At 70.0% G+C, this 25146-nt stretch carries 16 protein-coding genes and 1 rRNA gene; 8 read left to right on the forward strand and 9 right to left on the reverse strand.

Annotated features, from left to right (window positions below):
* Window positions 1-47 precede the first annotated feature (47 nt).
* Window positions 48-1573: ribosomal RNA gene (locus JIX55_RS09810) — 16S ribosomal RNA — on the reverse strand.
* A gap of 568 nt (window positions 1574-2141) precedes the next feature.
* Between JIX55_RS09810 and JIX55_RS09815 the strand changes: the two genes are divergently transcribed.
* A complete protein-coding gene (locus JIX55_RS09815) occupies window positions 2142-2591 on the forward strand; it encodes a PTS sugar transporter subunit IIA (protein ID WP_257562919.1) in 450 nt (149 codons plus the stop codon).
* 70 nt (window positions 2592-2661) lie between these two features.
* Window positions 2662-4332: a phosphoenolpyruvate--protein phosphotransferase gene (gene ptsP, locus JIX55_RS09820; protein ID WP_257562920.1), complete on the forward strand. Its 1671-nt coding sequence runs from the start codon at window positions 2662-2664 to the stop codon at window positions 4330-4332.
* 63 nt (window positions 4333-4395) lie between these two features.
* On the opposite strand, the gene JIX55_RS09825 is transcribed toward ptsP, so the two are convergent.
* Both JIX55_RS09825 and JIX55_RS09830 read right to left on the reverse strand, forming a co-directional pair.
* A complete protein-coding gene (locus tag JIX55_RS09825) occupies window positions 4396-5304 on the reverse strand; it encodes a hypothetical protein (RefSeq protein ID WP_257562921.1) in 909 nt (302 codons plus the stop codon).
* Window positions 5305-5385: 81 nt separating this feature from the next.
* Entirely contained in the window at window positions 5386-7353 is a 1968-nt protein-coding gene (locus JIX55_RS09830) for an acetoacetate--CoA ligase (RefSeq protein WP_257562922.1), read from the reverse strand.
* A gap of 212 nt (window positions 7354-7565) precedes the next feature.
* Here JIX55_RS09830 and JIX55_RS09835 point away from each other — a divergent pair, with 212 nt between their 5' ends.
* Window positions 7566-9932 (forward strand): glycoside hydrolase family 31 protein, encoded by a 2367-nt coding sequence (locus JIX55_RS09835; protein ID WP_257562923.1) that lies wholly within the window; start codon window positions 7566-7568, stop codon window positions 9930-9932.
* Window positions 9933-9962: 30 nt separating this feature from the next.
* On the opposite strand, the gene JIX55_RS09840 is transcribed toward JIX55_RS09835, so the two are convergent.
* Window positions 9963-10502, reverse strand: coding sequence for an NUDIX domain-containing protein (locus JIX55_RS09840; RefSeq protein ID WP_257562924.1), 540 nt, complete (start codon window positions 10500-10502; stop codon window positions 9963-9965).
* Between the two features lie 258 nt (window positions 10503-10760).
* Here JIX55_RS09840 and JIX55_RS09845 point away from each other — a divergent pair, with 258 nt between their 5' ends.
* From JIX55_RS09845 to glpK, 5 genes are all read left to right on the forward strand, one after another.
* Window positions 10761-11186 carry a Zn-ribbon domain-containing OB-fold protein gene (locus JIX55_RS09845; protein WP_257569277.1) on the forward strand — a complete coding sequence of 142 codons (426 nt, stop codon included), beginning with the start codon at window positions 10761-10763 and terminating at the stop codon, window positions 11184-11186.
* Window positions 11183-12373, forward strand: a complete 1191-nt coding sequence (locus tag JIX55_RS09850; RefSeq protein ID WP_257569278.1) for a lipid-transfer protein — start codon at window positions 11183-11185, stop codon at window positions 12371-12373. The genes JIX55_RS09845 and JIX55_RS09850 overlap by 4 nt, the downstream gene beginning before the upstream one ends.
* A gap of 101 nt (window positions 12374-12474) precedes the next feature.
* The gene (locus JIX55_RS09855; RefSeq protein WP_257562925.1) at window positions 12475-14121 is read left to right on the forward strand and encodes a GGDEF domain-containing protein; all 1647 of its coding nucleotides are present in this window, start codon (window positions 12475-12477) and stop codon (window positions 14119-14121) included.
* A 424-nt stretch (window positions 14122-14545) separates the two neighbouring features.
* Complete coding sequence (locus JIX55_RS09860) at window positions 14546-15331, forward strand: MIP/aquaporin family protein (protein WP_257562926.1); 786 nt, start codon at window positions 14546-14548, stop codon at window positions 15329-15331.
* 30 nt (window positions 15332-15361) lie between these two features.
* Window positions 15362-16882: a glycerol kinase GlpK gene (glpK, locus tag JIX55_RS09865; RefSeq protein ID WP_257562927.1), complete on the forward strand. Its 1521-nt coding sequence runs from the start codon at window positions 15362-15364 to the stop codon at window positions 16880-16882.
* Window positions 16883-16990: 108 nt separating this feature from the next.
* On the opposite strand, the gene JIX55_RS09870 is transcribed toward glpK, so the two are convergent.
* The 5 genes from JIX55_RS09870 to JIX55_RS09890 are packed head-to-tail and all read right to left on the reverse strand — an operon-like array spanning window position 16991 to window position 24931.
* A complete protein-coding gene (locus JIX55_RS09870) occupies window positions 16991-17596 on the reverse strand; it encodes a GTP-binding protein (protein ID WP_257562928.1) in 606 nt (201 codons plus the stop codon).
* Window positions 17577-21194 (reverse strand): hydantoinase B/oxoprolinase family protein, encoded by a 3618-nt coding sequence (locus tag JIX55_RS09875; protein WP_257562929.1) that lies wholly within the window; start codon window positions 21192-21194, stop codon window positions 17577-17579. The genes JIX55_RS09870 and JIX55_RS09875 overlap by 20 nt, the downstream gene beginning before the upstream one ends.
* A gap of 24 nt (window positions 21195-21218) precedes the next feature.
* Window positions 21219-21614, reverse strand: coding sequence for a DUF742 domain-containing protein (locus JIX55_RS09880; RefSeq protein WP_257562930.1), 396 nt, complete (start codon window positions 21612-21614; stop codon window positions 21219-21221).
* Between the two features lie 9 nt (window positions 21615-21623).
* Complete coding sequence (locus JIX55_RS09885; protein WP_257562931.1) at window positions 21624-22061, reverse strand: roadblock/LC7 domain-containing protein; 438 nt, start codon at window positions 22059-22061, stop codon at window positions 21624-21626.
* Window positions 22058-24931: a sensor histidine kinase gene (locus JIX55_RS09890; protein ID WP_257562932.1), complete on the reverse strand. Its 2874-nt coding sequence runs from the start codon at window positions 24929-24931 to the stop codon at window positions 22058-22060. Before JIX55_RS09890 ends, JIX55_RS09885 begins: the two co-directional genes overlap by 4 nt.
* Window positions 24932-25146: the final 215 nt, after the last annotated feature.

The following is a 25146-nucleotide window of genomic DNA, read 5'->3' on the forward strand; positions in this document are numbered from 1 at the left end:
CTGGCCTCTGACCTCACCCCGAAAGGATCGGTAGAAGTGCTCCTTAGAAAGGAGGTGATCCAGCCGCACCTTCCGGTACGGCTACCTTGTTACGACTTCGTCCCAATCGCCAGTCCCACCTTCGACAGCTCCCTCCCTTACGGGTTGGGCCACCGGCTTCGGGTGTTACCGACTTTCGTGACGTGACGGGCGGTGTGTACAAGGCCCGGGAACGTATTCACCGCAGCACTGCTGATCTGCGATTACTAGCAACTCCGACTTCATGGGGTCGAGTTGCAGACCCCAATCCGAACTGAGACAGGCTTTTTGAGATTCGCTCCGCCTCACGGCTTCGCAGCTCATTGTACCTGCCATTGTAGCACGTGTGCAGCCCAAGACATAAGGGGCATGATGACTTGACGTCGTCCCCACCTTCCTCCGAGTTGACCCCGGCAGTCTCCTGTGAGTCCCCATCACCCCGAAGGGCATGCTGGCAACACAGAACAAGGGTTGCGCTCGTTGCGGGACTTAACCCAACATCTCACGACACGAGCTGACGACAGCCATGCACCACCTGTACACCGACCACAAGGGGGCGACCATCTCTGGCCGTTTCCGGTGTATGTCAAGCCTTGGTAAGGTTCTTCGCGTTGCGTCGAATTAAGCCACATGCTCCGCTGCTTGTGCGGGCCCCCGTCAATTCCTTTGAGTTTTAGCCTTGCGGCCGTACTCCCCAGGCGGGGAACTTAATGCGTTAGCTGCGGCACCGACGACGTGGAATGTCGCCAACACCTAGTTCCCACCGTTTACGGCGTGGACTACCAGGGTATCTAATCCTGTTCGCTCCCCACGCTTTCGCTCCTCAGCGTCAGTAATGGCCCAGAGATCCGCCTTCGCCACCGGTGTTCCTCCTGATATCTGCGCATTTCACCGCTACACCAGGAATTCCGATCTCCCCTACCACACTCTAGTCTGCCCGTATCGAATGCAGACCCGGGGTTAAGCCCCGGGCTTTCACATCCGACGCGACAGACCGCCTACGAGCTCTTTACGCCCAATAATTCCGGACAACGCTCGCGCCCTACGTATTACCGCGGCTGCTGGCACGTAGTTAGCCGGCGCTTCTTCTGCAGGTACCGTCACTTTCGCTTCTTCCCTGCTGAAAGAGGTTTACAACCCGAAGGCCGTCATCCCTCACGCGGCGTCGCTGCATCAGGCTTTCGCCCATTGTGCAATATTCCCCACTGCTGCCTCCCGTAGGAGTCTGGGCCGTGTCTCAGTCCCAGTGTGGCCGGTCGCCCTCTCAGGCCGGCTACCCGTCGTCGCCTTGGTGAGCCATTACCTCACCAACAAGCTGATAGGCCGCGGGCTCATCCTTCACCGCCGGAGCTTTCCACACTCATCGGATGCCCGAAAGTGTTGTATCCGGTATTAGACCCCGTTTCCAGGGCTTGTCCCAGAGTGAAGGGCAGATTGCCCACGTGTTACTCACCCGTTCGCCACTAATCCCCACCGAAGTGGTTCATCGTTCGACTTGCATGTGTTAAGCACGCCGCCAGCGTTCGTCCTGAGCCAGGATCAAACTCTCCGTGAATGTTTACCCGTAATCGGGTGCACACATCACGAGAGCGGAACAGCCAGGCGGAATAAGCCCGGCCGTTCACAGCGTCCTCGCTGTGTTTATTTCAAAGGAACCTCGCCCCAACCGAATGGCCGGGAACGGGGTATCAACATATCTGGCGTTGATTTTTGGCACGCTGTTGAGTTCTCAAGGAACGGACGCTTCCTTTGTACTCACCCAAGTTATCCTCAGGCTTTCCTCCGGGCGCTTCCCTTCGGTCTTGCGTTTCCGACTCTATCAGTGTTTTTCCGACTCTCTGACCACGCTTCCGTAGGCATACCGAAGCGGACCCCGAGATAGGATCTGACAAGTTGGGTGCTGCTGGGGCAGGACACTTAGTTGCGCCGCTCGGCCTCGAGCAGGGTTACGACTGTACAGCGGGCTCCGGAGCGCGTGCAAATCGATTACGGGCTGCTCCACGGCCGCCAACCCGTACGTCTCATGCGGAACCGGCAGTTCATATGACATACGCTGCTCCCCAGTGCGCCGCCTGGGACATGCAGGGGCGGCCATATGAATCTCCACCTCTGGGAGGGTTCCCATGACCACCGTGACGTCCCCTCTAGCAGGACGTGCCATCGGACTGGCCGCAGTACCGGACCCCGTCTTCTCGGGCGCCATGGTTGGTCCCGGCACAGCGATCGACCCCGTGCGCGAGGCAGGAGACGCTGTCGCCCCGGTGGACGGAGTCATCGTTTCGCTGCACCCGCACGCGTTCGTCGTGGTCGACGGTGAGGGACACGGTGTGCTGACGCACCTGGGTATCGACACCGTGCAGCTGAACGGTGAGGGCTTCGAGCTGCTCGTCAACAAAGGCGACACCGTGCAGCGCGGCCAGGCCGTGGTGCGCTGGAACCCCGCCGCCGTAGAGGCCGCGGGCAAGTCCCCGGTCTGCCCCGTCGTGGCCCTGGAGGCCACGGCCGACTCCCTCTCCGAGCTCCGCGAGGACGGCGAAGTGAAGGCCGGTGACACCCTCTTCGGCTGGCAGTGACGTCAGAGCCGTACCGGCAAGTTCCACAACCACTGCGGCGGGGCCCGCCGCACTATCGGAGACAGGTGAGATGGAGACAACGCTGCGAGGCGTCGGTGTGAGCCACGGTGTGGCGATCGGCGAGGTTCGGCACATGGGAACGGCGGTGTTGGAGCCGCCTGCCAAGCAGATACCGGCGGAGGACGCGGAGCGCGAACAGGGGCGCGCCCGTAAGGCCGTGGACGCCGTCGCCGCCGATCTGATCGCGCGTGGCAATCTGGCCGGGGGCGAGGCTCAGGCCGTGCTGGAGGCCCAGGCCCTGATGGCCCAGGACCCCGAGCTGATGGCAGATGTGGAGCGACGTATCGCCGTGGGGAGCACGGCGGAGCGTGCGGTCTACGACGCGTTCGCCGCGTACCGCGCTCTGCTCGCGGGGGCCGGAGAGTACCTCGCGGGCCGCGTGGCCGACCTCGACGATGTGCGGAATCGTATCGTCGCCCGGCTGCTCGGGGTTCCGATGCCAGGTGTGCCGGACAGCGACGAGCCGTATGTCCTCATCGCTCGTGACCTGGCGCCCGCGGACACGGCGTTGCTGGACCCGACGCTCGTCCTCGGATTCGTCACCGAGGAAGGCGGGCCGACCAGTCACAGCGCGATTCTGGCGCGGGCGCTCGGGGTGCCGGCCGTGGTGGCGCTGCCGGGGGCCGGGGAGATTGCCGAGGGCACGGTGATCGCCGTGGACGGCAGCACCGGTGAGATCTTCGTGCACCCGAGTGCGGAGAAGAAGGCCGAGCTGGAAGCCGCGGCGGCGGCGCGGAAGGCCGCGCTGGCCGCTTCGAGCGGGCCGGGGGCGACCTCCGACGGACACAAGGTTCCGCTGCTGGCCAACGTGGGCGGTCCCGCTGACGTGCCGGCCGCCCTGGACGCCGGGGCCGAGGGGGTCGGGCTGTTCCGTACCGAGTTCCTCTTCCTGGACGACAGCAAGACGGCGCCGTCGGAGGAGAAGCAGATCGAGGCGTACCGGCAGGTGCTGGAGGCCTTCCCCGAGGGGCGAGTGGTCGTACGGGTGCTGGACGCCGGCGCGGACAAGCCGCTGGACTTCCTGACCCCGGCCGATGAGCCGAACCCCGCGCTCGGTGTGCGAGGGCTGCGGACGCTGCTCGACCACCCCGAGGTGCTGCGGACGCAGCTGACGGCGCTCGCGAAGGCCGCCGAGGGCCTGCCGGTCTACCTCGAGGTCATGGCGCCGATGGTCGCGGACCGCACGGACGCAAAAGCGTTCGCGGACGCGTGTCGCGAGGCGGGGCTGCAGGCCAAGTTCGGCGCCATGGTGGAGATCCCGTCGGCGGCGCTGCGGGCGCGGTCGATCCTGCAGGAGGTCGAGTTCCTGTCGCTGGGAACCAACGATCTCGCGCAGTACACGTTCGCGGCCGACCGGCAGGTGGGTGCGGTGTCCCGGCTGCAGGACCCGTGGCAGCCCGCGCTGCTCGACCTGGTCGCGCTGTCCGCCGAGGCGGCGAAGGCGGAGGGCAAGAGCTGTGGTGTGTGCGGTGAGGCGGCTTCGGATCCGCTGCTCGCGTGTGTGCTGACCGGTCTGGGGGTCACCTCCCTTTCCATGGGGGCAGCATCGATTCCGTATGTGCGGGGGACGCTGGCGAAGTACACGCTGGCGCAGTGCGAGCGTGCCGCGGCTGCCGCGCGTGCGTCGGACACGGCCGAAGAGGCTCGCAGCGCGGCGCAGGCGGTGCTGTCGGGCGAGTAGCGTCGCGGTGATCGGTTGTCGGCGAGGGGCGCTCCACCTGTGGGTGGGGCGCCCCTCGCCCGCTCAGTGGGTGTGTCCGTCCGTGACCGTGCCTCCCTGGCCGAGGTCGTCCCCGAGGGCGGGTGGGGTGCAGTAGTCGACACCGGACTCCGGGGAGATGAGGTCTCCGGATTCCATGTCGGTGCAGTAGGCGTCGAAGACCTCTCCTGCGGTGAGGGGTTCGACGCCTTCGCCGCGGAGGCGCCAGCCGTAGACGCGGTCGGTCGCGTCCGGGGCGGTGGTACGGATGACGAGTCCACCGGGGCTGCGGGTGGCGATGCCGACGGCCAGGACCGTCGCGAACTCCAGGGCTTCGGACTCGTCCAGTTCGGTGGCTCCCTCGGCGTTCTGGTCGGCGTGGAGGACGGCGGTGAGTGCTTGAGGCTTGGCCGAGACGCTGCACACGAGGTGGCGCTCGCCCGGGCCCGCGGTGTCGAGGATGCGGGTGAGTAGTTGCATGGCACGGGCGAAGGCCGCCCGTCCGATGTCCTCGCCGCAGGAGGCGCAGTCGCCGATCTGGGCGAGGAGTGTGGTGGCGTACTCCCAGGTCGCCAGGCGGACTGCCTCGTCGACCAGTTCGGGGACGAGTTCGGCGAGGGGTTGTCCTTCGTAGGGGATGCTGGCGCCCGTGGTGGCGAGTTCGGCGGTGAAGCGGGTGCGGCTGGACGGGGTGTCGGGTTCGAGGCCGGTGTCGGCGCAGAACTCTGCGTACTCCTCAGGGTCGAAGAGGGCGACCGTGGTGTGGTTGCCCTGCGCGGCCAGTGTCCTGAGCAGGGCTTCCACTTGTTGGAGGTAGGTCGTGTGGTCGTCGAAGGCGAAGCTGCCGTAGCGACGCATCGCGGTGAAGTCGTGCTCGTCGGCCAACAGGCCGATCGTGCCCGCGATTTCGCGGCGCAGGACCCGTCGCATGCTCTGGTGGCTGGTGTGTGCCATGTCTTCCCCCTGTGTGAGCAGTCGATCAATGCTCACTCACAGTAACCGGCGGCACTGACAACGCTGGTAGGCCGAGGGGGATCAGGCTCGCTCGCGGGCCAGGTCCTCGTAGAAGCGCAGGAGGTCGAGGTTGTCGATGGAGCCGGGGTTGACCGCCTTTTCCAGGGGGGTGCCCTGGAGGAGTCGCTTGACGGGGACCTCGATGCGTTTGCCGGTGAGGGTGTGCGGGACTCCGGGGACCTCGATCACCTCGTCGGGGACATGGCGCGGTGAGAGCTGTTCGCGGATGGTCTGCTTGATGCGGTTCAGGAGGGCCTCGTCGAGGGTTGATCCCGGGGCGAGTTGGACGAAGAGGGGCATCCAGTAGCCGCCATCGGGCTGTTCGATGCCGATGACGAGGGACTCCTTGATCTCGGGGAGGCGTTCGACAGCTTCGTAGATGTCGGCCGAACCCATGCGGACGCCCTGGCGGTTGAGCGTGGAGTCGGAGCGGCCGTGGATCACCACGGAGCCTCGGGAGGTGAGGGTGATCCAGTCGCCGTGGCGCCAGACGCCGGGGTAGGTGTCGAAGTAACTGTCGTGGTAGCGGGTGCCGTCGGGGTCGTTCCAGAAGTGGATCGGCATGGACGGCATGGGGTTGGTGACGACGAGCTCGCCGACCTCGTCGATGAGGGGTTTGCCGCTGGGGTCCCAGGACTGGAGGTCGGTGCCGAGGCTGGGTGCCTGGAGTTCGCCGATGTGGACCGGGAGCGTGGGGACGGCTCCCGCGAAGCAGGAGCACACGTCGGTGCCGCCGCTGACGGAGGCGATCCAGAGGTTCTCGCGGACCTCGTCGTGGAGCCAGCGGAAGCCGTCGGGCGGGAGCGGGGAGCCCGTCGTGCCGACGCACTGGACGCGGGAGAGGTCGTAGTCACGGCCGGGGTGGATGTCGGCTTTGCGGCAGGCCATGACGTACGCGGCGGAGGTGCCGAAGAAGGTGGCGCCGGTGCGCTCGGCGACGCGCCACTGGGCGCCGGTGTCGGGGTAGCCGGGGCTGCCGTCGTACAGGACGACCGTGGTGCCGGTGAGGAGGCCGGAGACGAGGAAGTTCCACATCATCCAGCCGGTGGAGGTGTACCAGAGGAAGCGGTCCTCGGGGCCGAGATCGCAGTGCAGGCCGAGTTGTTTGAGGTGTTCGACCAGGATGCCGCCCTGGGACTGGACGATGGCCTTGGGGAGGCCGGTCGTGCCGGAGGAGTAGAGCACCCACAGGGGGTGGTCGAACGGGACCTGTTCGAAGGTCGGCGCCACGTCCGCGGAGGTCAGGGCGGACCATTCCAGGGCGCCGTCGGGGGCCTCGGTGCCGAGGAGAGGGATGTGGACGATGGCGCGCAACGTGGGCAGTTCGCGGCGGAGTTCGGCGACGATGTCGCGGCGGTCGTGTTCCTTGCCCCCGTAGCGGTAGCCGTCGACGGTGAACAGGACGACGGGTTCGACCTGTTGGAAACGGTCGAGGACGCTGCGGGCGCCGAAGTCCGGGGCGCAGGACGTCCAGACACCGCCCACGGAGGCCGTGGCGAGGAGGGCGACGACGGCCTGGGGGACGTTCGGGAGGTAGCCGCTGACGCGGTCTCCTGGGCGTACGCCGAGGGCGCGTAGTTCGGCGGCGAGGGAGCCGACCTGGCGGCGCAACTCGGACCAGGTCACCGGGCGCGGTTCGTGGGTTTCGTCGACGTGGAGCAGGGCCGGTTCGTCGGCGCGGGTGTCGGCCGCGCGGAGGGCGTGCTCGGCGTAGTTGAGGGTCGCTCCGGGGAACCATTCGGCGCCGGGCATGGTGCGATCGCCGAGCACGCGCGCGTAGGGGGTGGAGAACCGCACGTCGAACCACTCCGTGACAGCCTTCCAGAACGTCTGGAGTTGGTCGACGGACCAGCGGTGCAGGGCCGGGTATCCGCCCACGGCCGGGGCTCCGTGGTGCGCGGCCGCCCAGGACTGGAATCTGGTGATCTGGGCCCGGGCGATGCGTTCCGCGTCGGGCTGCCAGAGCGGTGAGGGGTTCGCTGAGGTCATGGGGCGGCTCCCGGACTGTGCGCGTCGTGTGCGTCGGCGCGCACGGGCAGGGGTGTGCGCGTGACGCGGCTGACACGGACGATGCCATGTGATCGACTTCCGCACCAGGGTGCGGCTCAGATGGTCGGCGACGTGAATATGTGCTGCCACTAGGGGTGAACGGAAGTTGAACGGCTCACAGGAATGGGCCGGTCAATGGCAGGGTGAGCAGCATGGACGGTCGTGACCTGGTGCGTTCGGTGAAGGCGATCGGCTCGGCGGGGGCGGCTCAGGGGCTGCGCACCGTACGGGCCGCATGGCGCAGGAGGCGTGCCGACGCCGTCGGGATGCCGGCGCGGGGCGCCGAGCGGGCCCGGGTGCCCGGGCCGGTGCGGAACGTGGAGCCGGGCCCCGGCGGCGGGATCGTCCGGTTCAGCCGGTCCGAGCTGCGGGTCACCGTCGATGTGAACGGAGCTGTCTTCTGGGGCTGGGACGGGGCTGGGCCGGAGCCGTCGTACGCGCTCGCGGGCCGGTGCCCGGAGCCGGATCCCCGGGCCGTTCTGGAGCCGGACAAGGACGGCGGCTGGCGGGTCGTGGCCGAGCGGGTGACGGTCGTCGTGTCCCGGCACGGCGCCGTGGAGGTGCGTACGCCCGGTGGAGTGACCCTGCGCCGTGATCTGCCGCCCAGGTGGTGGGAGCCGGTCGGTGGCGGCGAGGCGCGGTGGGTGCAGCGCTCCGAGGTGACGTCCGACGCCCGGTTCTTCGGTCTGGGCGGGCGGGCGGCCGGGCCCCGGCTGCGTGGGGGAACGTATCGGCTGTGGAACACGGACCCCGGTCACGCGTTCGCGCCCGGCGACGATCCGCTGTACATCACGATGCCGGTGCAGATGGTGGTGGCCGACGCGGCGACGCATCTGGTGTTCCACGACACCACGTGGGACGGCAGGGTGACGCTGCGAGAGGGCGAGGAAGGGGCGGGGTCGGGGCACGACCGGCCCGGGACGTCGGAACTGCGGATGGAGGGCGGTCCGCTGCGCTGTTGGGTGATAGTGGGCACCCCCGCGCGCGTGCTGCACGCCTGGGCGGCGCTGACGGGGGCTCCGGCGCTGCCGCCCGCGTGGGCGTTGGGGCACCATCACGCGCGGTGGGGCTTCGGGAGCGAGCGGGAGGTGCGGCGGATCGTCGCGGGCTACCGGGAGCACGGTCTGCCGCTCGACGCGGTCCACCTGGACATCGACCACTACGACGCCCATCAGGTGTTCACGGTCGACACGGAGAGCTTCCCGAAGCTGTCGGATCTCGCCGACGAGCTGCGCCGCGACGGGATCCGGCTGGTGTCGATCGTCGACGCGGCGGTCAAGGCGGAGCCGGGCACCGCGGTGTACGACGGAGGGACGGCCGAGGACGCGTTCGTGCGGGACGCCGCCGGGCAGGTCGTGGAGGGCCTCGTGTGGCCCGGGGAGTCGGTCTTTCCGGACTTCACGCGTGCGCGTACGCGCGCGTGGTGGGGCGGTCTCTACGAGGAGCGGGTGGCGCAGGGCTTCTCCGGGTTCTGGCACGACATGAACGAGCCGACGTCGTTCACGGCGTTCGGGGAGAACACGCTGCCCCGGTCGGCCCGGCACGATCTGGAGGGCCGGGGTGGTGACCATCGCGAGGCGCACAACGTGTACGCGCTGTGCATGGCTCGGGCCGGGTACGAGGGGCTGCGCGAACTGGTGCCCCAGGAGCGGCCCTTCGTCTTCTCGCGCTCCGGATGGGCCGGGATGCAGCGCTACGGAGGGACGTGGTCCGGGGACGTGGCGACGGGCTGGCCGGGGCTGCGGGCGTCGCTGTCGCTGGTGCTGGGTCTCGGGCTGTGCGGGGTGCCGTACTCGGGGCCGGACGTGGGCGGGTTCGACGGGAGTCCGTCGCCGGAGCTGTATCTGCGGTGGTTCCAGCTCGGCGCGTATCTGCCGCTGTTCCGTACGCACGCGAGTCTGCGGGCGGGGCGCCGGGAGCCGTGGGAGTTCGGGGGTGAGATCGTCGAGCACGCGCGCGTGGCGCTCCTCGAGCGGCGGCGGTTGTTGCCGTACTTCGTGACGCTGGCGCATCTGGCTCGTCGTACGGGAGCGCCCTATGCGCGCCCGCTGTGGTGGGGCGCGCCCGAGGACCGGACGCTGCGTGACTGCGAGGACGCGTTCCTGCTGGGTGACTGTCTGCTGGTGGCGCCGGTGCTGGACCCGGGCGCCGACCGGCGTGCGGTGCAGCTGCCGCGGGGGCGCTGGTACGACACGGTGACCGGGCAGGTGTACGAGGGGCCGGGGCAGGTGCTGCTGGATGCGCCCCTGTCGCGTATCCCGGTACTCGCGCGCGCGGGTGCCGTGTTGCCTGTCCGGGGCGCCGACGGCGGCCTGGAGCTGGAGGTGTGGGCACCCGCGCGCGAGGCGACGGGGGGCGGGCTCGTGGTGCCGGACGCGGGCGACGGCTGGGACGAGCCGGAGGTCGAGCGGTACACGGCGCGTTGGGAGGGGCGGCGTGTGGTCGTGGAGCGGGACGGGGACGAGGGGCCGGTCGAGCCTTCGTATCCGGTGCGGGTACGCGGGCTCGACCGGGAGTGAGCCTGGTTCCGGCTCGGGCGTGATGTCGGCTCAGATGTAGCGGCCGTCGAAGAACGCCTGTACGGCCAGGGTGTGTAGGGGGAAGGCGAGTTCGGTGGGTCTGCGCAGCAGGTGCCAGCCCTCCGTCTCGTCCGTGGCGACGGACGCCGGCAGGGTGGCTGCCGGGCGCTCCGGGAGCAGCCCGAACAGCAGCAGGTGACCGTCGGGTGAGCTCATGGCGTCGGCGAGGCGCACGTCGCGGTCGGCCACGCAGATGCCCGTCTCCTCCTTGAGCTCACGGACGACGGCATGCCGCCAGTCCTCCCGGTGGTCGATGAATCCGCCGGGCAGGGCGGTGCCCCCGCGCGCGGGGGCGATGGTCCGTGTGATCACGACGAGGGCCGTGCCCTTGGTGTCGTACACGGGCTGGAGGGCCACCGCGACGGGGAGCGGATTTCGGTAGGCCACGGCGTGGCAGGCCCCGCAGGTGCGGGGCCAGCCGGAAACGCCCTCTCCGTAGGGCGCTCCGCAACTCGAACAATGCGAGTTCGGTGCGGAGTTGGCGGGTGGTGGGGGTTGATTTGCGGACACGCGGCGGACTGTATCCGATCATCTGCTCGTCGTCTTACCGGGGCGGTTCAACGCGCCATACCGCCGCGCGGCCGGTACGGGTGAGGGGCGGCCGGAACCACCCCCGTGGGCCCCGGCCGCCCCTCCCGATACTCCGACGCCGGACGGGGCCTCTTGGTTCTCCCGGGACCTGCCCAATTCGAGGGGCCCGTGCCAGACTCCTGACGGGCCATCAGATTCGTTTCTCGGGGAGGCGCTTTGTCGCGAAGTCGCACACCTGTGGTCGCCGGCTGGTTCACCGGGGAGGGCGACGGATTCCGTCTGCTCGGCACGCGCTGTTCGGAGTGCGCCTCGGTGTTCTTCCCACGTGAGGACGCCTTCTGCCGCAACCCGGGCTGTCCGGGCGGTGACCTGCGCGAGGTGCCGCTGTCGCGGCGGGGCCGTGTGTGGTCGTACACGGACGGCCGGTACCGGCCTCCGTCACCCTACGTGTCCGATCCGGAACTTCCGTGGGAGCCGTACGCGTTGATCGCTGTGGAACTGGCCGCGGAGCGCCTTGTGGTGCTGGGACAGGCGGTTCCCGGGGTCACCGTCGCCGATCTGGCGGTGGGCATGGAGGTGGAGGTCGTCCCCGGTGTGCTGAACGAGGACGCGGAGACGACCTGGACGACGTGGCGCTGGCGGCCGACGGGGGCGACGGCATGACGGGCGAGGTGGCGGTGCTCGGCGCGGGCATGCACCCGTGGGGCAAGTGGGGAAGGGCTTTCGTCGAGTACGGGACGATGGCCGCGCGTGCGGCTCTGGCCGACGCGCGGGTCGACTGGCAGGAGGTCGGCTCGATCGTCGGCGCGGACACGGTGCGTGGCGGATATCCGGGGTACGTGGCGGGGGCGACCTTCGCGAAGGCCCTGGGCTGGCAGGGGGCCCGGGTCACGAGCGTGTACGCGGCCTGCGCGTCCGGGGCGCAGGCGGTGGGGACCGCGCGGGCCCAGATCCTCGCCGGCCTCACGGACGTGGTGCTCGTCGTGGGTGCGGACTCGGCTCCGAAGGGGTTCTTCCGGCCCGCCGGCGGGGACCGGGCGGACGATCCGGACTGGCTGCGGTTCCGGGTCCTCGGGGCGACCAATCCGACGTACTTCGGGCTGTACGCGCGGCGGCGGATGGCGGTGCACGGGGACACTTCGGAGGACTTCGCTCGGGTCAAGGTGAAGAACTCGGCGCTGGGGGCGCTCAACCCGTACGCGCGCTACCGCAAGCGGGTCACGGCCGAGGAGGTGGCGGCCTCCCCCGTCGTCGCCGATCCGCTGCGGCTGCTGGACATCTGCGCGACCTCGGACGGGGGCGCGGCGCTGTTGCTGTCCAGCGTGGAGTTCGCGCGGCGGCACGGCGTGGCCGAGCCGGTGCGGATACGGGCGGTGTCCACGGTGACGCCCCGCTACCCGAACGCGGTGCTGGATCTGCCGGACATCGCGACGGACTCGGCGGTCGCGGTGGCGCAGCCGGACGAGACGTTCCGGGCGTCGATCGCGCGGGCGGCGTACGAGGAGGCGGGCATCGGGCCCGAGGACCTCTCGCTCGCCGAGGTCTACGACCTGTCCACGGCGCTGGAGTTGCAGTGGTACGAGGACCTGGGGCTGTGCGGCGAGGGCGAGGCGGCGAAGCTGCTGCGGGACGGCGTGACGACGCTGGGCGGGCGAATACCCGTGAACGCCAGCGGAGGGCTGGCCTCCTTCGGCGAGGCGGTTCCGGCGCAGGCGATCGCCCAGGTGTGCGAGCTGGTGTGGCAGTTGCGGGGCGAGGCGACCGACCGGCAGGTCGAGGGGGCGCGGGTGGGAATCAGCGCCAATCAGGGCCTGTTCGGGCATGGGTCGGCGGTGATCGCGGTGCGGTGACCTCGGGCAGAGGTGCGCACGCTCTGTGGCGGCCCGGGAATCCTGCGTGAACAGCTCATGAATCGCGGCTGGGTGTGCGCAGGCGGCGCCATCATGCTCCCGTGCACTCCTGGTCGGACACGCTCCGCTTCGCCTTCCAGCCGATCGTCAACCTGACGACCGGAGGGATCTCGGCGCTGGAGATACTGGCGCGTCCGGAGACCGGTGACGTCCTGGCTCAGGCCCGCCGGGACCCGGAACTCGACGGCAGGCTGGCCGCGTCGGCGATCCGGGCGGCGGCGCGCAGGGAGACACTGCTGCCGCTGCACGTGAACGTCTTCGCCGCGACACCGGCCGATCTGGGCGGGCTGGGCGCGCTGCGTGAGGCCGTACGGGAGGCGGGACGGCTGCCGTGGGAGGTGACCGTCGACATCGCGCCGCCGTACACGCACGTCCCGCGGCCGGCGCTGCTGGAGGCGGTCTCCGTGCTCCGGAGCGAGGGCTTCAGGATCTGCGCGGACGGGGTCGGTGACGGTGACGTACCTCTGCGGCTGCTGGTGGATCTCGGGCCGGATCTGGTGAAGCTGGACGCGTCGCTGCTCGCGCGGCCGGCGGCGGTACGGGCGATGCGGACGCTGTGTGACCAGTTGGGCGCGCTGTTGTCGGTGGAGGGGGTCGAGACGGAGGCGCAGTGTGCGGCCGCGGTGGCGGCGGGCGCGCAGTTGGCGCAGGGCGAGTTGTTCGCGCCGCCCGCGCGGCTGCCCGCGGCGGACGTGTATGTTCCGCCTCTCTCCCCCGGGGTTTCGGCTCCCGTCTCTGGGCCGTCGGTGCGTCAGTTCCTGCGGCCTGCCGCGCTGCTGCCCGTGACGGCTTCGGCGGGCGAGGTGCGGGCGTTGCTCACCGGGTCGCCCGAGGTGTCCGGGGTCCTGCTCGTGGACGGCTCCGGGAGGCCGGTGCGGTCGGTGCACCGGTCGCGGTTCCTGCTGTCGCTGTCGGGGCGTTACGGGCACGCGCTGTACGCCGACCGGCCGGCCGCCAGGCTCGGTGATCCGCCGCGTACGGTCGGGGTCGACGCCACGGCATGGGAGGCGCTCGACGTGGTCGCGGTCGGGGACCGGGACCGTACGTCCGACGACGTCGCGGTGGTCGACCGGTACGGGCGGTGCGTGGGGGTCGTACGGCTGGCGGACCTTCTGCGCGCCCTCGCGGAGAGCCGGGTCGAGGAGGCGGCGGGGCTCAATCCGCTGACGCGGCTGCCCGGTTCGGACGCGATCACCGACGAGGTGGACCGGTGGATCGCGGACGGCCGGGAGTTCGCGCTGAGTTGGCTGGACGTCGACCACTTCAAACAGGTCAACGACGGGGCGGGTTTCGCGGCCGGGGACGAGCTGATCCGGTCGGTGGGGTGGGCGCTGCGGCACGCCGCGTCCGGTACGACCCGGGTGGGGCACATCGGCGGTGACGACTTCCTGTTCCTCGCCGAACCGCACGGGCTCGATCCGTTGGTCCGGGCGATGCTCGACACGCCCCGGTCCGCGGGCGGACGCCCCGTGACGCTGTCGCTGGCCACAGTCGTCTGCGCACCCGGCAGCGTCACCGGCCACCGGGAGGCCGCCGCGTTCCTGGCGCCGCTGAAGAAGGCGGCCAAGGCGCTGGACGGGGCCAGTTGGGTGCTGGGGCGGGCCGGGCTGCCGGGGCACGAGATCCGGCGGGGAGCGGAGGCTGTGGCGGCGAGGCAGGGGCAGGGAGGCCCGGCCCGGGCCGAATAGCGATGCCGACTGCGGTCCCCCTCTGGGACCGCAGCCCCGTTACGCACACGCTCCCGACTTGGCGCCCCCACCGGCCCACGTCCGGCCCACGTCCGGCCCTCGTCCGGCCCCGCGCGGCCGGGTGCGCCCCGTAGCCGCCCCCAACCGTTGCTGTCCGTGTTCTTGACGCCCCCTGGGTGCCGGTGAACACTGCCGGTGTCAGTCGGCATCGCCGCATTCGGGCGTCTTTGTGTACTGCGCCGCTCGGGCTCCCCGCCTGCGTAACGGGCCATCCCCCACGGGCGATTCGGCTGCGACGGCACGCTCGTCACGGACGCCGGGCGGGGCGCGGGACCCTCCCTGCCTTCGACTGAAGTAGCCATGGGAACGCACCCTGCACGGAAGGTCCGGGGCCTATCACTCCGGACCGGGCCAAGGAGCCGCCATGAGCAACGGAGACATATTCGTCGGTGAAGTCATCGGTACGGCGATCCTGATTCTCTTCGGCGCCGGCGTGTGCGCCGCCGTCACCCTCAGGTTCTCGAAGGCGAGGGCATCGGGCTGGATCGTCATCGCGTTCGGCTGGGGTTTCGCCGTGCTGGCGGGCGCCTACACCGCCGCGCCGCTGTCGGGCGGGCACCTCAACCCGGCGGTCACGATCGGGATCGCTGTCGACACGGAGACATGGGACAAGGTCTGGGTGTATCTGCTGGGCCAGATGATCGGGGCGATGCTCGGCGCGGTCCTCGCCTACCTCGTCTATCTCGCGCAGTTCCAGGCGAACGTCCGCAAGGAGGGCACCACGGAGGGCACGGCGCACGAGCCGACGCCGACCCTCGGGATCTTCTCCACCATTCCGGAGATCCGGAACCCGGTCGCCAACCTGATCACGGAGATCATCGCGACGATCGCCCTGGTCCTGCCGATCCTCGCCTTCGGGCGGAACACGGGCATCGGCATCGGTCAGATCCCCGGCGAAGAGGCCGGGATCTACGGCTCCGGCATCTCGGTCCTGCTGGTGGCGTTCCTGGTCGTCGGTATCGGTCTCTCCCTCGGCGGGCCCACCGGCTACGCGATCAACCCGGCTCGTGACCTCGGCCCGCGCATCGTGCACACCTTCCTGCCGATCCCGAACAAGGGCACCTCCGACTGGGGTTACGCCTGGATCCCGGTCGTCGGCCCGCTGGTCGGTGGAGTCCTCGCGGGCCTCATCTACAACGCAGCCTTCTGACGCAACCGACGTAAGACGTGAGGGGATGTCATGCCGGACAACGCCCAGAAGTACGTCGCCGCCATCGATCAAGGCACCACTTCGAGCCGCTGCATCATCTTCGACAGGGACGGCGCCATCGTCGCCGTGGACCAGCGGGAGCACCGCCAGATCTTCCCCAAGCCGGGCTGGGTGGAGCACGACGCCACCGAGATCTGGTCGAAGGTGCAGGCGGTGGTCGCCGGGGCGATCGCCAAGGCGGGCCTGCGCGCGGAGCAAATCAGCGCGCTCGGCATCACCAACCAGCGCGAGACGACGGTCCTGTGGGACCGCGCCACAGGTAAGCCCGTGCACAACGCGATCGTCTGGCAGGACACCCGTACCTCGGCGCTCTGCAACGAACTGGGCGGCACGGACGGGCAGGATCGTTTCCGTGAGCAGACGGGCCTGCCGCTGGCCAGCTACTTCTCCGGCCCGAAGGCGACCTGGCTGCTCGACAACGTGCCGGGACTCAGGGCCCGCGCAGAGCGCGGCGACATCGCCTTCGGCACGATCGACTCCTGGCTGATCTGGAACCTGACCGGCGGCACGGACGGCGGACAGCACGTCACCGACGTCACCAACGCCGGCCGCACCATGCTGATGAACCTGGAGACCCTCCAGTGGGACACCTCGATCCTCTCCGCGATGGACGTCCCCGAGGCGGTCCTTCCGGAGATCAGGTCCTCCGCCGAGGTGTACGGCACCGCCGTGGGCCAACTCGCGGGTGTCCCCGTCGCGTCGGCGCTCGGCGACCAGCAGGCGGCGGTGTTCGGGCAGGCCTGTTACGACGTGGGCACCGCGAAGAACACATACGGCACCGGCAGCTTCCTGCTGCTCAACACCGGGAATCGGCCCGTGCCGTCGAAGAGCGGGCTGCTCACGACCATGGGATACAAGATCGGCGGTGAGGCGCCGGTGTACTGCCTGGAGGGATCGATCGCGATCACGGGCGCCCTGGTGCAGTGGTTCCGCGACCAGCTCGGCATCATTCGTACCGCCGACGAGATCGAGCCCCTGGCGGCGAGCGTCGACGACAACGGCGGGGCGTACATCGTGCCCGCGTTCTCGGGCCTGTTCGCCCCCTACTGGCGCTCCGACGCGCGCGGTGTCGTCACCGGGCTGACGCGGTACGTCACGAAGGCGCATCTCGCGCGCGCGGTGCTGGAGGCGACGAGCTGGCAGACGCGTGAGGTCGTGGACGCCATGTTCCAGGACTCCGGCGTGCGCATCACGACCCTGAAGGTCGACGGCGGAATGACCAAGAACAACCTGCTGATGCAGCACCAGGCGGACGTCCTGGACGTGCCGGTGATCCGGCCGAAGGTCTCGGAGACGACCTGCCTGGGCGCCGCGTACGCGGCCGGGCTCGCGACCGGGGTGTGGAACGACCTCGACGAGCTGAAGTCGCACTGGCAGAAGGACGTCGAGTGGACGCCGGCCATGGAGGCTTCCGTCCGTGACCGCGAGTTCCACAACTGGCGCAAGGCGGTGGAGAAGAGCTTCGGCTGGCACGAGGACGACGTGAACTGAGAACGGGGCTCACGCGCGCGTGCGCGTCGTTTGCGTGGAACGGGGCCCACGCGCGCGTGTCACGAAGCCACGGCCCGTACCCCTGTCGGCGGGGGTACGGGCCGTGCTTCAGGTCGTGACGGTCTGGCGGTGCTCCGCGGCGTACGCCATCGCGTGCCGGACGACGGCGACCAGTACGTCCTTGACCGAGTCCCGCTGGCGCGCGTCGCACAGCACGACCGGCACGTCGGGGTCGAGGTCGAGGGCCCGGCGGACGGTCTCGGCCGGGTAACGCGCGGCCTCGTCGAAGCAGTTGACGCCGATCACGAAGGGGATGGAGCGCCGCTCGAAGTAGTCGACGGCGGCGAAGCAGTCCTCCAGGCGACGTGTGTCGGCGAGCACCACCGCACCCAGGGCACCGGAGGCGAGTTCGTCCCAGAGGAACCAGAAGCGGTCCTGGCCGGGGGTCCCGAACAGGTACAGCACGAGGTCCTCGCGGAGGGTGATGCGCCCGAAGTCCATGGCGACGGTGGTGGTCGTCTTGCTCTCCACACCGCTGATGTCGTCCACCGGGCGGCCCGCCTCGGTGAGCACCTCCTCGGTGCGCAGCGGCTTGATCTCGCTGACCGCGCCGACGCAGGTCGTCTTGCCCACGCCGAAGCCGCCGGCCACGAGGATCTTGAGCGTGACGGGCTCGACCGGAGGTTTGCCGCGCTCAGAGCGCCCGAGGATCATCGGTCTCTTCTCCTGCTGGATGGTTGTCGCGCGGCGGTGGGCCATAGCCTCCGCCGCCCGGGGTTTCGATGACTAGTACGTCGCCGGGGCCGACGTCTGCCGAATCACTTCCGCCGAGTTCCACGACGCCGCCGTCCGCCCGTTCCACCCGGTTGGTGCCGAGGGCGCCGGGGGCGCCGCCGGCCATCCCGTAGGGCGCGATCCTACGGTGCTGCGACAGCGTGGACACGGTCATTGGCTCGTGAAACCGGATACGGCGTACGGCTCCGTCGCCTCCACGCCACCGGCCCGCGCCGCCGCTGCCCCGCCGGACGGCGAACTCGTCGAGGTGGACGGGCAGACGCCACTCCAGGACCTCGGGGTCGGTGAGCCGCGAGTTGGTCATATGGGTCTGCACGACGGGGGCACCCGGGAAGCCGTCGCCCGCGCCGGAGCCGGAGGCCACGGTCTCGTAGTACTGATGGCGTTCATTGCCGAAGGTGACGTTGTTCATGGTGCCGGAGCCCTCGGCCTGGACGCGCAGGGCCGCGTAGAGGGCGCCGGTGATGGCCTGTGAGGTCTCGACGTTGCCCGCGACGACGGCGGCCGGGGGCTCGGGGGCGAGCATGGAGCCGGGCGGGACGACGATGTCCAGGGGGCGCAGGCAGCCGTCGTTGAGCGGGATGTCGTCGGCGACCAGGGTGCGGAAGACGTACAGGACGGCTGCGTTGACCACCGCGAAGGGGGCGTTGAAGTTGCTGGAGAGCTGCGCGGACGTACCCGTGAAGTCGACGGTTGCGCGGCGGTTCTCACGGTCCACGCGCACGCGTACGCGGATGACGGCGCCGGCGTCGGTCTCGTAGGCGTACTCGCCGTCGTCCAGGGCGTCGATGACACGGCGGACGGCCTCCTCGGCGTTGTCCTGGACGTGCCGCATGTAGGCCTGGACGACGTCGAGTCCGAAGTCACCGATCATACGGGCGACTTCGTCGACGCCCTTCTGGTTGGCGGCGATCTGGGCACGCAGGTCGGCGAGGTTGGTCCTCGGGTTGCGGGAGGGGTAGGGGGCCTCGGTGAGCAGGCGGAGGGTCTCCTGCTCGCGGAAGCGGCCGTTCTCGGCGAGGAGCCAGTTGTCGAAGAGGATGCCCTCCTCGTCGATGGTGCGGCTGTTCGCCGGCATGGAGCCGGGCTGGATGCCGCCGATCTCCGCGTGGTGGCCGCGCGAGGCGACGTAGAACAGGATCCGGTCACCCTCCGTGTCGAAGACCGGGGTGATCACGGTGACGTCGGGCAGGTGGGTGCCGCCGTGGTACGGGTCGTTGACCGCGTAGGTGTCGCCCGGGCGCATCGTCGTGCCGCGGCGGCGGATGACCTCCTTGACGCTGGTACCCATGGAGCCCAGGTGCACGGGGATGTGGGGCGCGTTGGCGACCAGGTTGCCGTCGGGGTCGAAGAGGGCACAGGAGAAGTCGAGGCGTTCTTTGATGTTGACCGACTGGGCGGTGGATTCCAGCCTTGCGCCCATCTGCTCGGCGATCGACATGAAGAGGTTGTTGAAGACCTCCAGCAGAACCGGATCACTATCCGTGCCCAGATCGGAACTCTCCGTGATCGCCGCGCGTTCCATGACCAGATGCCCGTCGTCGGTCGTCGCGGCCTGCCAGCCCTCGTCGACGACGGTCGTCGCACTGGTCTCGGTGATGATCGCCGGGCCGGTGACGGTTTCGCCGGGGGGCAGTTCCTCACGGCGGTGCAGGGGCACGTCGCGCCAGGTACCGCCCGTGTGGAGGCTGACCGTCTCCGGGGTGGCGGTGCGGCCTTCGTACGGGGCGAGGGCGGAGAGATCGGGGGGTGCGGTGAGGCCGGTGGCTTCCACGGAGAGGGCTTCGACGACGATCGGTCGGTCGAGCGTGAAGGAGTACGTGGCGCGATGACGTTCTTCGAAGGCGCGCCGCATGGTGTCGGGCTCGGTCAGCTCGACGGTCAGGACGGTGTCCGTGCCGTCGTAGCGGAGCTGGGCGCGGCGCGTGACGCGGATCCGGTCCTCGGGGACGTCCTCGGCGAGGAGTTCGGCGCGGGCGGCGCTCTCCAGGTCGTCGGCGGTCTTCCGTACGCCGGGCATCGCGGTCGGCTCCAGCGGGGCTTCCACGGACTGTTCCCGCATGGCGGTGGTGTCGGCGAGGCCGATGCCGAGGGCGGAGAGCACACCGGCCATGGGCGGCACGAGGACGGTGCGGATGCCGAGCGAGTCGGCGACCACGCACGCGTGCTGGCCGCCGGCGCCGCCGAAGGTGGTGAGCGCGTAGCGGGTGACGTCGTGGCCCTTCTGGACGGAGATCCGCTTGACGGCGTTGGCGATGTTGGTGACGGCGATCTGCAGGTAGCCCTCGGCGACCTGCTCGGGGGTGCGGTCGTCGCCGGTGCGGTCGCGGATCTCGCGGGCGAGGGCGGCGAAGCGGTCCCGGACCAGTGCGTCGTCGAGCGGCTGGTCGCCGTCGGGCCCGAACACGCCGGGGAAGTGGGCGGGTTGAATGCGGCCGAGCATGACGTTGGCGTCGGTGACGGTGAGCGGGCCGCCGCCCCGGTAGCAGGCGGGGCCCGGGGTCGCGCCCGCCGAGTCCGGCCCTACGCGGTAGCGGGAGCCGTCGAAGTGCAGGACCGAGCCGCCGCCCGCGGCCACGGTGTGGATGTCCAACATGGGGGCGCGCAACCGGACTCCGGCGAGCTGGGTGGTGAAGACCCGTTCGTACTCGCCGGCGAAGTGCGAGACGTCGGTGGAGGTGCCGCCCATGTCGAAGCCGATGACCCGGTCGAAGCCGGCGAGCTGCGACATGCGGGCCATGCCCACGATGCCGCCCGCCGGCCCGGACAGGATCGCGTCCTTGCCGCGGAACTGCCCGGCTTCGGCGAGCCCTCCGTTGGACTGCATGAACATCAGTCGCACGCCCCGCAGTTCGTCGGCGACGTGCCGGACGTAGCGACGCAGGACGGGCGACAGGTAGGCGTCGACGACGGCCGTGTCTCCGCGCGGGACGAGCTTCATCAGGGGGCTGACCTCGCTGGAGAGCGAGATCTGCGGGAAGCCGACGCGGGCGGCCAGCTCGCCGACGGCCTGCTCGTGAGCGGGGTGGAGGTGGCTGTGCATGCAGACGACGGCCACAGCGCGGATCCCGTCGTCGTACGCCTCCTGGAGGGGCCCCGCAAGGGCGTCCAGGTCGGGGGCGCGCAGGACCGTGCCGTCGGCGGCGATGCGCTCGTCGACCTCGACGACCCGCTCGTACAGCAGCTCGGGGAGTTCGATCGCGCGGGCGAAGATGTGGGGCCGGTTCTGGTAGGCGATGCGCAGGGCGTCGCGGAAGCCCCGGGTGGTGACGAGGAGGGTGCGCTCGCCCTTGCGCTCCAGGAGGGCGTTGGTGGCGACCGTGGTGCCCATGCGGACGGCCTCGATGGGGGCGTCGGAGCCGTCGAGGAGCTCTCTGACGCCCGCGACGGCCGCGTCCGTGTACCGCGCGGGGTTGTCGGAGAGGAGCTTGTGCGTGCGCAGGCGGCCGTCCGGTCGCCGCGCGACGATGTCGGTGAAGGTGCCGCCTCGGTCGACCCAGAACTGCCAGCCTGTCACGTATCCACTCCGCTTCCGCGCTGCTCAGAGCGCCCGGAGGCCGTTGATCACGTCGCGCAGAATACTCTCGTCCACCAGCTCGGCGGGCGGAACGGGACGTGTCACGTGGACGAGTTCCTCGTCCACGAGGTCCCCGACGAGGACGCGGACCACTCCGACGGGCAGATCCAGGTCGGCGGCCAGTTCGGCCACCGACTGCGGGGTGTCACGGCAGAGCTCGACGATACGGACGTGCTCAGGGGAGAGGGAGTGGTCCTCCCCCGGGTCGTCGACGTGCGGTTCCGTGACGACCACGGCGATCAGGTCGAGGCGGTGCTGGATCGCGTGGTTGGTCCGGCCGCGTGTCATCGCGTACGGACGCACCACTGGTCCGGCCTCGTCGTCGAACCAGTGGCTTCTTCCCTGACCGTCTCGGCTCATGCCATCCCACTACCCGCCCTGGGACACATCGGTGCGCGGGGCGGAACCGAGATGTACGCCGACCCGCTTGACCAGCAGGGTCATCTCGTAGGCGACCTGGCCGATGTCCGCGTCGGCCTCCGCGAGGACGGCGAGGCAGCTGCCGTCGCCGGCGGCCGTGACGAAGAGGAAGGCCTCATCGAGTTCGACGACGGTCTGCCGGACGCTGCCCGCCTCGAAGTGGCGGCCGACGCCCTTGGCGAGGCTGTGGAATCCGGAGGAGACGGCGGCCAGGTGCTCGCTGTCCTCTCTGGTGAGGTCCGCGGAGACGCCCGTGGGCAGTCCGTCGCTGGAGAGCACGAGCGCCTTGCGGATGCTGGCGACACGCTCCACCAGGTCGTCCAGGAGCCAGTTCAGCTCCCCGGACGTTCCGGTCGCGTTGGGCCCTTCGGCCTTCGGTGCGGTCATCGACCGTCCCCCTCAATCGTTCCTCGTGGTGCTGAGACGTCGTGGGCGTCGTCGCCCTCGACGTTCTCCTCGCGGCCGCGCTGCCAACCCCGTTGGAGCGAGGCCATACGGCTGCGTACCTCGTCGGCGTCGCGTTCGGTCGGATCCGGGCGCCGCTCGGGGCGGGTCCTCTCGCGTTCGGCACGCCGTTCGGGGCCGTCCTTCAACTGCGGTGCCAGGTTGGCCTGTCGGACGCGACGGGGCAGCGGGCTCGGTACTGATTCTGCCTGGTCGGTCGTCGTGTCCGTGCGCGGGGTGGGCTCGCCCACCCCGTACTGCGAGGTTGTCGGGTCCGCGCCGCCGGACTGGTTCGTGCGACGGCGTTGGGGCAGGGCGGGACCTTCGTGGCCGCCCGCGGGCAGGGCTCCGGCGCGGTGCGCCCCGGGGAGCGGGCCGGGTTCGTTGCGGTCGGTTCCAGGGTGGGCCGACGGTTCGGCGCGGTCGCCGCGGAGGGCGGTGAGCGGCCGTGTGTCGGCGAGCCCCTCCGTCCCTCCCGCACGGCCCTGCTGGGACTCGTCGTCGGAGTGCCTCGGCCGGGGCCCGGTCACCGAACGGCCGTGCGAGCTGACGAGATGCGGGGTCCGGCGCTGCGGCAGCGGTACGGGCCCTACCGTCGGGTCGGGATCGGTGAGGGGGGCCTGCTGCCCTTCGCCGTCGCGTGCCGGGTGCTGCTCGTCGGCGACGCCGGTGAGGGAGCGGCGCGGCCGGAACAGTCCACCCCGCTCGCCGTCCTCGTCGTCGAGGGCGCCCGGGAAGCCGGCCAGGGGCTCCAGCTCGACCGGTGCCTCCAGTTCCACCGGGCCGTCCAGGATGGCGGCGGAGAGTCCCGGAAGCCGCACGGGCACCTGGGAGAGAGCCGCGTTGCGCTCCTCTTCCAGCTCGGCCTCCCGGGTGGGGTGGGCACGGTCGAGGCGGAAGCCGATGCCGTTGGTGTCGGGGACGTCGTCGGTGAGCAGGGCGTCCGGGATGAAGACCACGGCCGTGGTGCCGCCGTACGGGGACGGCTGGAGGGAGACGCGCACCTTCTGGCGCTGGGCGAGCCTGCTGACCACGAAGAGACCGAGGCGGTCGGTGTCGGAGAGCTCGAAGTCGGGGGTCTCGGCGAGCTTGAGGTTGGCGTCGAGGAGCGCCTCGGCCGACATACCGAGGCCGCGGTCGTGGATCTCCAGGGTGAAGCCGTTGGCGACACGCTCGCCGAGCACCTGCACAGCCGTGTGCGGGGGCGAGAACACCGTGGCGTTCTCCAGGAGTTCGGCCACGAGGTGGGTGAGGTCGGCGACCGCGGGTCCGGTCACGGCGACCCGCGGCAGCCGGCGGACCTCGATGCGCTCGTAGTCCTCGACCTCGGCGACGGCCGCGCGGACGACGTCCATCAGCTGAATGGGCTTGCGCCACTGCCGGGACGGGGCGGCGCCGGAGAGGATGACCAGGCCCTCGGCGTGCCGACGCATACGGGTCGTCAGGTGGTCCAGGCGGAACAGGTCGGCGAGTTCGTCGGTGTCCTCGGTCCGGCGTTCCATGGTGTCGAGGAGGGTGAGCTGCTTGTGGAGCAGGACCTGGCTGCGGCGGGCGAGGTTGACGAAGACCTCGGAGATGCCACTGCGGAGTTCGGACTGCTTGACCGCGGCCTCTACGGCGGCCCGCTGCAGGGTGTTGAGGGCCCGACTGACCTCGCCGATCTCGTTCTTGTCGTACTCCAGGCGCGGCACTTCGGTCTCCACGTCGACCTGCTCGCCCGCGGCGAGCCGGCGCATCACGCTGGGCAGCCGCACTCCTGCGGTCTCATGGGCTTCCTGGCGGAGCTTGCGCAGGTCGCGGATGAGGACCCGGCCGATGCGGACGGACATGAAGAGTGAGAAGAGCACGGCGAAGAGGCCGAGGACGCCGGCGACGGCGGCCTTGAGGATGACGTCGGTGGCCAGGGGCCGGACGCGGTCCTGATAGCGGTCGCCGGCCTCGACGCTGAGGTCGCGGAGGTCGGAGAGCACGGGCTCGACGGCGGTGTCCCAGCTCTTGGCGGTGACGCCGCTGGGCTCACCGGGGTCGGAGGCGATGACGGCCTGTTCGACCGAGCGCAGGGGCGCGGTGTTCGCGTTCCTCCAGTAGCGCTGGAAGCGGTCACGCTCGGAGGAGGGCAGTTGCGGCAGGCTGATGTCGTACATCAGGGTGCGCTGAGCCACGAGGTCGGAGAAGTCGCGGATCTCGTCCTGGGTGATCCGGTCCGCCACGAGTACGGAGCTGAGCAGGGCGTCCTCGCGGGAGAGGAGTTCGCGGGCGCGGCCGACGTTGACCAGTGCTCGGCCCTGCTTGTCCATCTCCACGCTGTCCAGGGCGGGGAGGTTGGACAGGAGGGTGAAGCAGGGGTCGACGAGGTTGTTGTAGTGGCCGAGGGCCTCGGGGACGGTGACGGTGCCGTTCTCGACGGTCGTACGCAGGGAGGGCAGGCCGTCGAGGGCGTCGAGGATGGCCGTGAGCCGCAGCGAGGTGGCCTCGCCCATCTCGTCCCTCAGCTCGGAGTCCCGGGCGTGTGCGCGGAATTCGTCGACGGCCTCATCGGTGGCGGACCGGCTGCGTTCGAGGGCCGTGAGCGCCTCGGAGGCCCTCGGGTCGGCAAGGTAGACGAGGGTCTGGCGGCGTTCCTGCTGAAGCACCCGGATGGTGTCCTCGGTGGGAAAGCCGACCTCCTCGACGATGTCCGCCACCCTGAAGAGATCGCTCGCCTCACGGCCCGTCAGTACCGTGGCGAACGTCCAGACACCGGTCAGAGCCACCAGGGGCACGAGCAGCAGCGCCACGATCTTCCGGCGGATCGATTTCCCGCGAAAGCGCATGGCCTCCCCCAGCTCGTCCCCCGCCCGGCCCGGGGGCACACATGTGCGTCAACAAACGGCGTGAGCCTACTACCGACGCACGGGTATCTCGAAGAGCCGGCCGGACGCGCACGGCATCCGAGGCGAACCAGACATGGGGAGTTGTCCGTTCATTGCGGGAGATTGCCTCCTCCTGCCTGGCAGTTGAACCAATGACATCCCGTCGGGGAAGTCCG

It is taken from the genome of Streptomyces sp. DSM 40750, assembly GCF_024612035.1.
Lineage (GTDB): Bacteria > Actinomycetota > Actinomycetes > Streptomycetales > Streptomycetaceae > Streptomyces.